Annotated in this window: 10 protein-coding genes; 6 read left to right on the plus strand and 4 right to left on the minus strand. The window is 44.9% G+C overall.

What is annotated here, in order from left to right:
* Nucleotides 1-156: 156 nt before the first annotated feature.
* Nucleotides 157-825: a (2Fe-2S) ferredoxin domain-containing protein gene (locus tag QUA56_RS20710; protein ID WP_333360990.1), complete on the minus strand. Its 669-nt coding sequence runs from the start codon at nt 823-825 to the stop codon at nt 157-159.
* A 67-nt stretch (nt 826-892) separates the two neighbouring features.
* Nucleotides 893-1,138 carry an Asr1405/Asl0597 family protein gene (locus QUA56_RS20715; RefSeq protein ID WP_332984635.1) on the minus strand — a complete coding sequence of 82 codons (246 nt, stop codon included), beginning with the start codon at nt 1,136-1,138 and terminating at the stop codon, nt 893-895.
* Between the two features lie 355 nt (nt 1,139-1,493).
* Here QUA56_RS20715 and QUA56_RS20720 point away from each other — a divergent pair, with 355 nt between their 5' ends.
* A complete protein-coding gene (locus QUA56_RS20720; RefSeq protein ID WP_333360992.1) occupies nt 1,494-2,036 on the plus strand; it encodes a Dps family protein in 543 nt (180 codons plus the stop codon).
* A 146-nt stretch (nt 2,037-2,182) separates the two neighbouring features.
* On the opposite strand, the gene chlP is transcribed toward QUA56_RS20720, so the two are convergent.
* Complete coding sequence (chlP, locus tag QUA56_RS20725) at nt 2,183-3,403, minus strand: geranylgeranyl reductase (protein WP_333104407.1); 1,221 nt, start codon at nt 3,401-3,403, stop codon at nt 2,183-2,185.
* 505 nt (nt 3,404-3,908) lie between these two features.
* Between chlP and QUA56_RS20730 the strand changes: the two genes are divergently transcribed.
* From QUA56_RS20730 to QUA56_RS20745, 4 genes are all read left to right on the plus strand, one after another.
* Nucleotides 3,909-4,301, plus strand: a complete 393-nt coding sequence (locus QUA56_RS20730; protein ID WP_333360995.1) for a hypothetical protein — start codon at nt 3,909-3,911, stop codon at nt 4,299-4,301.
* 26 nt (nt 4,302-4,327) lie between these two features.
* The gene (locus QUA56_RS20735) at nt 4,328-4,720 is read left to right on the plus strand and encodes a hypothetical protein (RefSeq protein ID WP_333360997.1); all 393 of its coding nucleotides are present in this window, start codon (nt 4,328-4,330) and stop codon (nt 4,718-4,720) included.
* A 9-nt stretch (nt 4,721-4,729) separates the two neighbouring features.
* Nucleotides 4,730-5,140, plus strand: coding sequence for a DUF6575 domain-containing protein (locus tag QUA56_RS20740; protein ID WP_333360998.1), 411 nt, complete (start codon nt 4,730-4,732; stop codon nt 5,138-5,140).
* A 402-nt stretch (nt 5,141-5,542) separates the two neighbouring features.
* Nucleotides 5,543-6,382: a PEP-CTERM sorting domain-containing protein gene (locus QUA56_RS20745; protein WP_333361000.1), complete on the plus strand. Its 840-nt coding sequence runs from the start codon at nt 5,543-5,545 to the stop codon at nt 6,380-6,382.
* A gap of 1,020 nt (nt 6,383-7,402) precedes the next feature.
* Here the strand turns inward: QUA56_RS20745 and QUA56_RS20750 are convergent.
* A complete protein-coding gene (locus QUA56_RS20750) occupies nt 7,403-7,825 on the minus strand; it encodes a universal stress protein (RefSeq protein ID WP_333361002.1) in 423 nt (140 codons plus the stop codon).
* A 73-nt stretch (nt 7,826-7,898) separates the two neighbouring features.
* Between QUA56_RS20750 and QUA56_RS20755 the strand changes: the two genes are divergently transcribed.
* On the plus strand, nt 7,899-8,209 hold a 311-nt coding region (locus tag QUA56_RS20755), incomplete at its 3' end, for a transposase family protein (RefSeq protein WP_333361004.1).

The raw sequence follows: 8,209 nt of genomic DNA on the forward strand, positions 1-8,209 counted from the left end.
CTGAATCGATTGGCGCGATCGAGCTACAACCCGAACTCAAATTAAGGCGTAAGATGCGCCTGCGATCGCCCTACAGACGTGAGTTTTTGGCCCAGAGTCCTATTAAAATAATTTTTCCCGATCTCTAACGCACTGTTTCGGTATCTGTGCGATCGCCTAAGCTTTAACAACTGCAAAATGTTTGTCAATGATTGCTGGAACCTCTGCCGGTGCAATGCGGCTGTAGCGAGTTTTGTCCGGCATCACAACTATATTTGGGCCCGCTTTGCACTGTTTGAGACATCCGGTTCCCTGAACAGTCACTTTGTCTTCTAAACCGCGCGAATTCAAAGCATTTTCTAATGCTTTACAGACTCCTCCAGCGCCCCGCTTCTGGCAGTCTGATTTTTGACATACTAATATTTTGGTTTGGGTTTTTGCTGGAGCTTTTACAGTTTGAGCTACGGTGGGAGAGGTGACTTGGGTTTTGCCGATCGCGCGATCGTCGGATGTCAATACCCCAACAGGTACATTCGTGGAGTCGAGGTGTTCGTGCGATCGGTCGTTCTGGCCCTGAGCCAGCTTGAGGCTGCGAGCTTTAAGTTTTATTTTACCGTTTTTCAAGTTGAGTTCTTTCTCACCTACAACTTCAACTTTCAACCCGGGCGTCAAAACAGGCAACAGAAATGACCGCAATTCCTTGCAAAGTTTAACAAGATATTCTACTCCGCGATCGTTGCTAATTCGCAAATATTTAAGTTTACAGCCATCTTCAATAATCAGGCCGAGGATTTCTCCCTCTAAGTGGAATTCGGAAACTTGCTTGCCAGATTTATACATTGCCATGACTCCTTTAAATCCGTTACATCCCTTACATCTTGTACGCTGCTCGTTGCCGAACTTCCTTCTACCTTTAGCCCATTTGCCAGCAGCACTCCAGCCACTGCACCAGTTCGCCCCGAGGGGCACTGACTTGCCTCAACACGCTCATTAATTGAGCAGCTTGTTTGACAGTGTTGACTTTTGCCCGCAAAGGTTGGTCAACCGCACACCAGCAGGGAATTTCTAGTTCTTGCAAGCGTTTGTAAACTTGCCACCTATCTAGCCAACTAACTTGCACAATGTCACAAACTTCTAATTCTGGATCTGCTGGATTCATTTTTTGACAACAGTAATAATTTGCATTAATTTTTACCCTGACTGGTAGCGGGCAGAAGTTCAAAGCCAGATTTCAGAAGAAAGTCAAGGATGGTCAAAAGCCCTTCCTGAAAAATTCTGCCTTCTGCCTTCTGCTTTCTGCCTTCTGAAGGTTCGCCCCACTTTCAGGAAGCGTTCAGAACGAGGATATTTTTAAAGCATAACCCAACTGCTAATTATTCTCAATAGGTTTAGAAAAAAAATTTCCTACTCTACAATATCTTCCACTATCGAGGCAGACCCTGCTTGACTGTTAAATCAAGGGTGCTAAACTGACTCAATGGGCAACAAAACTGCCTATTGAGAGGAGAACACACATGGCTGAGACTCAGAGTGCATTGAGACCGTTTGGCCACATAGCTGAAAACCCAGTTCTACTGGAACATTCAGTCACAGCACCGGTTTGTGAAGGGATGAACGCGCTGCTGGCCAGTTTTCAGGCTCTATACCTGCAATATCAAAAACATCATTTTGTTGTGGAAGGGGCAGAATTTTACTCCTTGCACCAATTCTTTCAAGAAAGCTACGGAGAAGCTCAAGATAGCGTCCACGAATTGGGCGAACGGTTAAACGGATTGGGCGGCATACCAGCGGCGGGTTTTAGCAAATTAGCCGAGCTGTGCTGTTTTGAACCGGAAGCCGACGGCGTGTATTCCTGCCGCCAAATGCTGGAACACGATTTGACTGCGGAACAAGCTATTATAGGTTTGCTGCGCCGTCAAGCAGGACAAGCAGAAAGTTTGGGCGATCGAGCTACGCGCTACCTCTACGAAAAAATCCTGCTAAAAACAGAAGAGCGGGCTTATCACATTTCTCACTTCCTCGCCCCCGATACTTTAGTTCAGTTGAACTTGAACTAACAATTCCTCTTCTTTCTCTTCCTGAGCAAACGTGGCACAGGCGTCTCGCCTGTGCATTTTGACAGTTCATTATCTTAGCTCTAAAAAAGCGAGCAGTTTTCAGACTGCCCGCTTTTTTTATACAAAGTGCGCTTCCCCGCAGGGAATTAAGGCGCTAAAGCATTGCCCCGCAACAGGCTACCGATAGTTTTTGCGGTAATCTTCATCTGGATGAAGGGATTGGCCGGCACCACGGTTTTATACAAGTAGCTATCGAATGTGAGCTTCTGCACGTCGCGATCGGCACACATTTCCACAAAAGCTTCGCGAGTGGCATCGGAACGGTAAAACACGCGCTGCAAAATGTCAAGCACTTTGTAAGTAATGCCGTAGGCTTTATCCCACCGCTTCAGGTAAAGCTTGATTTCCTCTTCAGTCGGAATGCGGGCGCCTTTATTGGAAATCTCCACAATAGTTTCGGCGCACATCCGGCCAGACTTGGCTGCAAAATAGATACCTTCGCCGGAAGACTTGGTAACGTAACCGGCGGCATCGCCTACGAGAGCAACTCGACCGACAACCCGGCGCGGACGCGGATGTTCCGGGATCGGGTGAGCTTCCACTTTAATAATCTCACCGCCCATGAGTTTTTTGGCAGCGCGGGCGCGGATGCCTGCTTGCAGCTTTTTAATACTGGCTTGATTGACTTTCATCGTACCGGTACCGACGGCTACGTGGTCGTATTTGGGGAACACCCAAGCGTAGAAGTCGGTAGATACGTCATCGCCGACGTACATTTCGGCTAAGTCGTGGTAGTAAGCCATTTTATCTTCCGGCAGGCGGATGCGTTCTTGGAAGGCGATCGCATAATTGTAATCGCCAGCGTCGATCGCCTTGGCTACGCGGGAGTTCGCGCCGTCAGCCCCAATCACCAAATCCACTTTCAGAGTTTTCTGAATTCCCATTGCGCTGCCGTCGGAGTGGTCGGCATAGTGGAGAGTGTAGGGGTCTGTATTGTTGCCGGGAATTTCTAATTTGTGAACTGTGCCGTTAATCAGTTTGGCACCCAAGGAAGCGGCGCGATCGCGCATGAAGCCATCGAGCACTTCGCGGCGGCACATACCGATGTATTCGTGGGCGTTTTCAATATTGATGTCCACCTCGACATTGGAGGGGGAGATCATTTTCATTTTTCTGACTTGGCGGTCTATGATGCTTTGCGGCAAGTCAAATTCGCTGACCATGCACAGGGGAATTGCCCCACCGCAGGGTTTGGCATTGTCTAATTTACGCTCGAATAGGTATGTTTCAATTCCTGCTTTTACGAGTGTTTCGGCGGCGGAAGAACCCGCAGGGCCTGAACCTACTACTGCAACCCTTAGTGTCAAAGCTTTTCTCTCCAGTTTTTTTCTATAGGCATTACTCAGGTGTGATGGTATCACGGAGTTTCGATGCGGTGGGGGTATGGGGGAGAGATTTCAATGAAATGAAACAGACCTTAACAGTTCGATACGAAAATCGGGTTTGAGGTGTTGGTTGCGATCGAATATCTTAAATCTTTAAGCGCAGATCGAGGCGGATGAACGCTGATGTGCGTTGATGTGCGATCGAACATCTTGCAATAAATACCGTAGGGTGCGTCGCCATCGATAATCTCCACACAAAATCGAACTTGTGACAGCGACGCACCTTACCCAATACCGTAGGGTGCGTCGCCATCGACATCTCCACACAAAATCGAACTTGTGACAGCGACGCACCATACAAGGGGCTGGTTCGTTACACAGCAGAAAGTTCTCGATGACAGACAATAGACATTCGCCAACACTGTCTCGGTTGGAAGCATTGCAATAAGTTACATTAAAGTTACTTGCACTTATATCTAAAATTCTTATGCTCGGTAATTTTCAACAAAGCCAATTGCGAATTGAACTTGAAGCTTCGGAAACAGCGATTAGGGACAGCTTACTGCGTCCGAGTCAATTGCAGCAGTGGCTGTGGCCGCAGCAGTTGTCTAGCGGTTTACCGGAAGAATTTTCTCAAGGCTTGACGTTTACGAGTTGGTTGGGCCCCGTGGCAGTTCAGCATCACGTTGATATTGCCGAGTCGAACTGTCTGCGACTGTTGTTGAGTCAGGGAATTGACGGCTTTCACGAGTGGTATTGGGGCGACGGATGGGTGCAGTCTCGCTTGGAGGGAGTGTCTCTGTTGCCACTAAATTTGGGGCAAACGGCTAGTTTGTTGCGGCTGCGGGAGTTTTTGGCAGGGAAGGGTAAGGGGAAGTAGATTAAAATCATTTAAGAGCTTATCAAATGCAGTGGCCCGACTGTTTCCCACCCGATTGCCCGCCAAACGACGCTAAAGGGCCGTGCGATCGAGTTTACCGCTTAATTCAACAAGATTCTGCAACGGCTGATGATTTTTTGACAGTCCGCCAACTTTACCCAAATCGGCAATTTCCTGACAGCGAAAAAGAATGCCGTTCCTGTGCTCTCTCTGTTTTTAGTTCAAGAGATGATGTCACGGTTAACCGCAGAACTGGTAGGTTTAAAAATATGAAAGTTGCTGTGGCAAATTTGACTCCCGATTCAGGACGAATCAAGCACACTCCCTCACCAGGTACTAAGAATTCTCACCACAGTTGGTGGGTTCCAGTTAACGTTGAAGCCTTGACTTTATTTGAAGCTGTTGATGTCACTGAGTGAGGTATAGTTATGAGCCTGCTTCCAGAGTCTACTCATCTAGGCAAATTGGAAATTATCGAAGTGTACGAGTATTACGATGTACCGTGCCTATTTGCTTGCCGAAATGCGTCAGAACAGATATTTCTTGCCGTTTGGGCAAGTCAAACAAAAGAAATAGGAAGATGGTTTTATGTTCCCATGTCTGTAGGTCGGTTTAAACGGGTTCGGTCTGGAAGTATCGATCTGCGAGATGCTTTTTTAACCGCTGAGGATGGTTTTGTTTATGAAGTCATCATCCCCTGCGACGATAGTTTTGACAGGGTAATAGCCGTTTCTTGTCAAGAACTAAATGATGAATGGCTGCCTGTGGCTGGTGAGTTGCTTGATTTTGGTAGCGAACCTCTGCCTGCATTGTTGTTGCAAAAGCAAGAGGTGAAATGAGTCCGCTCCTATGTGGAATTTACCGCTAAAAATTAACTTCAATCTAATTTACTTGAATCAACTCTTTTTCAGTTAAATTAGCTTGATTTGTACTATCCAATTCCAGATAAAACGACACACTTTCAACCTCCCAACTAACCCAAGCATGGGGAACCAACATTACTCCTTCTATGAAAAAAGACTCTACTGGTTCGGTGATACTGGCTCTTGTGAATATCCGATCCTGTAAAGAAATATAACAAAAATTCTAATTTTGCATAAAACCGGGCGGGGGATTCGGATAAATAAATAGAAGCTTGCCAGTTCTGGCAAATTAGGGACTCACAAGCACAAGGTCATAAATGGCAGTTGTCTTAAAATATCTCTAAACAAGTCCATTATCAACATAGGATTTTAATTGTCATGGGTACAAACTTTAGTGAAGACATCAATGTTTCCCTTTTCATCAAACTATCGATCGCCCTAACAGGAACAGCCCTGTTTTGGGGAGCAACAGCAACAGCAACAAAGGCAGCATCTATTGTTTTCGTGTCTCCAAGTAGTGGAGGAGTCGGAATAGTCAACGAGTCCACAGCCAAATTTACTCAAGTCGCATCTGGCCCAACTTTTACAGATATTGCAGTATCGAACGAGGGTCAACTATTCGGGATTACATTCAACCAGTTGTTTAATATTAACCTCAGCTCTGGTACCTCTTCATTTATTGGCAATTTAGGCTCAACTTTAAACGGACTGGGGTTTTCGCAGGAAAATGTTCTCTATGGTACAGGAGGCTCAGACTTTTATAAGATCGATACTCTCACAGGTGCAACCCAGTTAATCAGTAACATCTCAGGCTTTAACAGCAGTGGAGATATCGTTTTCAATCCGAACACCCGTCGATTCTTAGCAAGTTCGATTGGGGATAGTTTGTGGTCGATAGATCCCAATAGCGGGTCAGCTAATAAGATTGGAAACATTAATTTTTCCAGTGTTGTAGGCTTATTTTTTGAGCGTGGTAATTTATACGGATATACTGTTAACGGACAGGAGATTAGCATCAACCAGCAGACAGGAGCCGGAACATTTAATCGGAATGTGACTGGACTCCCCGGCCAAGTATGGGGGTCAGGATCTTTGCCATCAGGTGAGTCAATTCCTTCACAACCAGTTCCCGAACCTACATCGATCCTGGGGAGTATTCTTGGTTTAAGTGCATTCAAATGGGCGCAGAAGCGACGTTACTTGCAACAAAAAGGATGAGTGTAACGAGTAATTAACCGGAAAATCTGGATTAACAGCAAGTAAATTTACGATGGCCCAATCATAAAATGCGGCGATAATTTTGCTGTTTTTTTAATAGTTGATACTCTGCACAGGAAACTGGAAAAATCTCATGTTTTTGTGCTGTTTACTACTTGCAATAACTGAGTCGCTAACTCTGCATTGTCGATCGCTCGGACATGATATTATAGCCTTTCTCAGGTAGATGAGGTATGAGTATTAATTGGTAATGGAAGTTGATGGCGGTGCTTACCTCACTTAACTACATAAGCACAATTAAGAGGGCTAGAGCATCGACTACGTACCTCACTTACTTGAGAACCGCTATATATCAATAGACCTCTTGCAAAATAATTTTGTGGTATTATAAGCTGTTCTGCATTTAAATTGTATGTTAAAAAACAATCAAACTCTTGTGGGGTGGGCGTCTCGCCCGCCCTGAATATACAATTTAAATGCGCGACAGCTTAGAAAGTTTAGACAATTTTTAAATCTAGCAAACCCGGCAAGTTTAAGGAGATGCCAATCAACCCCATAATTCAAAGTTTGACCTAAACTGGAGCAAACTTTTAAGGATAACACATATTTTTTTTGCAAGAGGTCTAATAATTCTGAAGCCGGATTTACGATCGCCTCAGCTCGATTTTTGACAAAACCGATTAATTACATATTTCCGAATCACAGGCTGCAACCTAAACAAATCCTGACCCACTTTTGTCTCAATCAGCGATCGCCAACTGGGTGACTCCAAAAAATTCAGCAATATCGAACTAGATATATCGCCGAAATTTGATTAGTCCTGAACGCAACTGTCACAATCCAATGGACTCGTAGGGTGCGTCAGGCGAAGTTCTCAAACGATTATCGAGGATTTCGAGAGCTGACGCACCTTACTATATATGACAGTTGCGTCCATGACTGTCGATCTCGCGATCTATTAGTGGAATAAGTATGTTGGTTTAGGTAAATGCGATCGACTCTTTCATTTACCGCCCTTACTTACTTCGATCGCACCACCAACACCGAACAAGGAGCCTCAGCCACAACCTCAGCACTCACCGAACCTGCCAAAATTCGCTTGACACCAGTCAAACCCCGACAGCCGATCGCAATTAAATCCGCCTTATAAATATGAGCCAAACGCAAAATTTCCTCTGCCGGTTCTCCCGAAACAATTTCCAAATCGCTCTGGCAAGGCAACTTTTCCTGATAAGATTGCAGTAACTTCTCCACTTCTCGGTAAGCAATCTCATCTCCCTGAGCGTGAGGTCGATCGACCACCGTGTCAAAATCCGACGTACCAGAACTGACAACATGAACTAGAATCACCTTTGCCGTCGGTTCTAGCTGAAATTGCCCTACAACTTGCAATACCTGAGTCGCTAACTCTGAATTGTCGATCGCTACCAAAACAGTATTCAATAGACCTCTCCAAAATTTTTATTTTGTGCTAAACTTGAATAAATATCGTAAAATTAGTAAAAATTTTAAGTTAATGAGCCTGATATTAGAGTACCTAGAAAAACACCCCAAAGAAGCCAAACGGTTAATCGGAATCACTGCGGTTCAATTTCAGGATTTATGCAGTCATGCTGAAATTTTGTCGCAGCAAAAATCCGAGCAAGTTGAGATTAATAAAATTCGGATTAATCGGAAAGGAGCCGGATGTAAACCGAAGCTTTCCATCAAAGAACAAGTGCTGTTAACTCTAGTTTATTTGTCACAACTTCATACTTTTCAATATTTAGGGATTCAATTTGAAGTTAGCGAGTCTACAGCCCATAATATTTTTCATAAATGGGTAAA

This window comes from Microcoleus sp. N3A4 (assembly GCF_036701805.1).
In the GTDB taxonomy this organism is placed as follows: Bacteria; Cyanobacteriota; Cyanobacteriia; order Cyanobacteriales; family Microcoleaceae; genus Microcoleus.

Coding starts and splice junctions, on each gene's coding strand:
- QUA56_RS20740 (WP_333360998.1), top strand. CDS start 4,730: ATGAGCCTGCTTCCAGAGTCTACTCATCTAGGCAAATTGGAAATTATC.
- QUA56_RS20730 (WP_333360995.1), top strand. CDS start 3,909: ATGCTCGGTAATTTTCAACAAAGCCAATTGCGAATTGAACTTGAAGCT.
- QUA56_RS20710 (WP_333360990.1), bottom strand. CDS start 825: ATGGCAATGTATAAATCTGGCAAGCAAGTTTCCGAATTCCACTTAGAG.
- QUA56_RS20720 (WP_333360992.1), top strand. CDS start 1,494: ATGGCTGAGACTCAGAGTGCATTGAGACCGTTTGGCCACATAGCTGAA.
- QUA56_RS20745 (WP_333361000.1), top strand. CDS start 5,543: ATGGGTACAAACTTTAGTGAAGACATCAATGTTTCCCTTTTCATCAAA.
- QUA56_RS20735 (WP_333360997.1), top strand. CDS start 4,328: ATGCAGTGGCCCGACTGTTTCCCACCCGATTGCCCGCCAAACGACGCT.
- QUA56_RS20715 (WP_332984635.1), bottom strand. CDS start 1,138: ATGAATCCAGCAGATCCAGAATTAGAAGTTTGTGACATTGTGCAAGTT.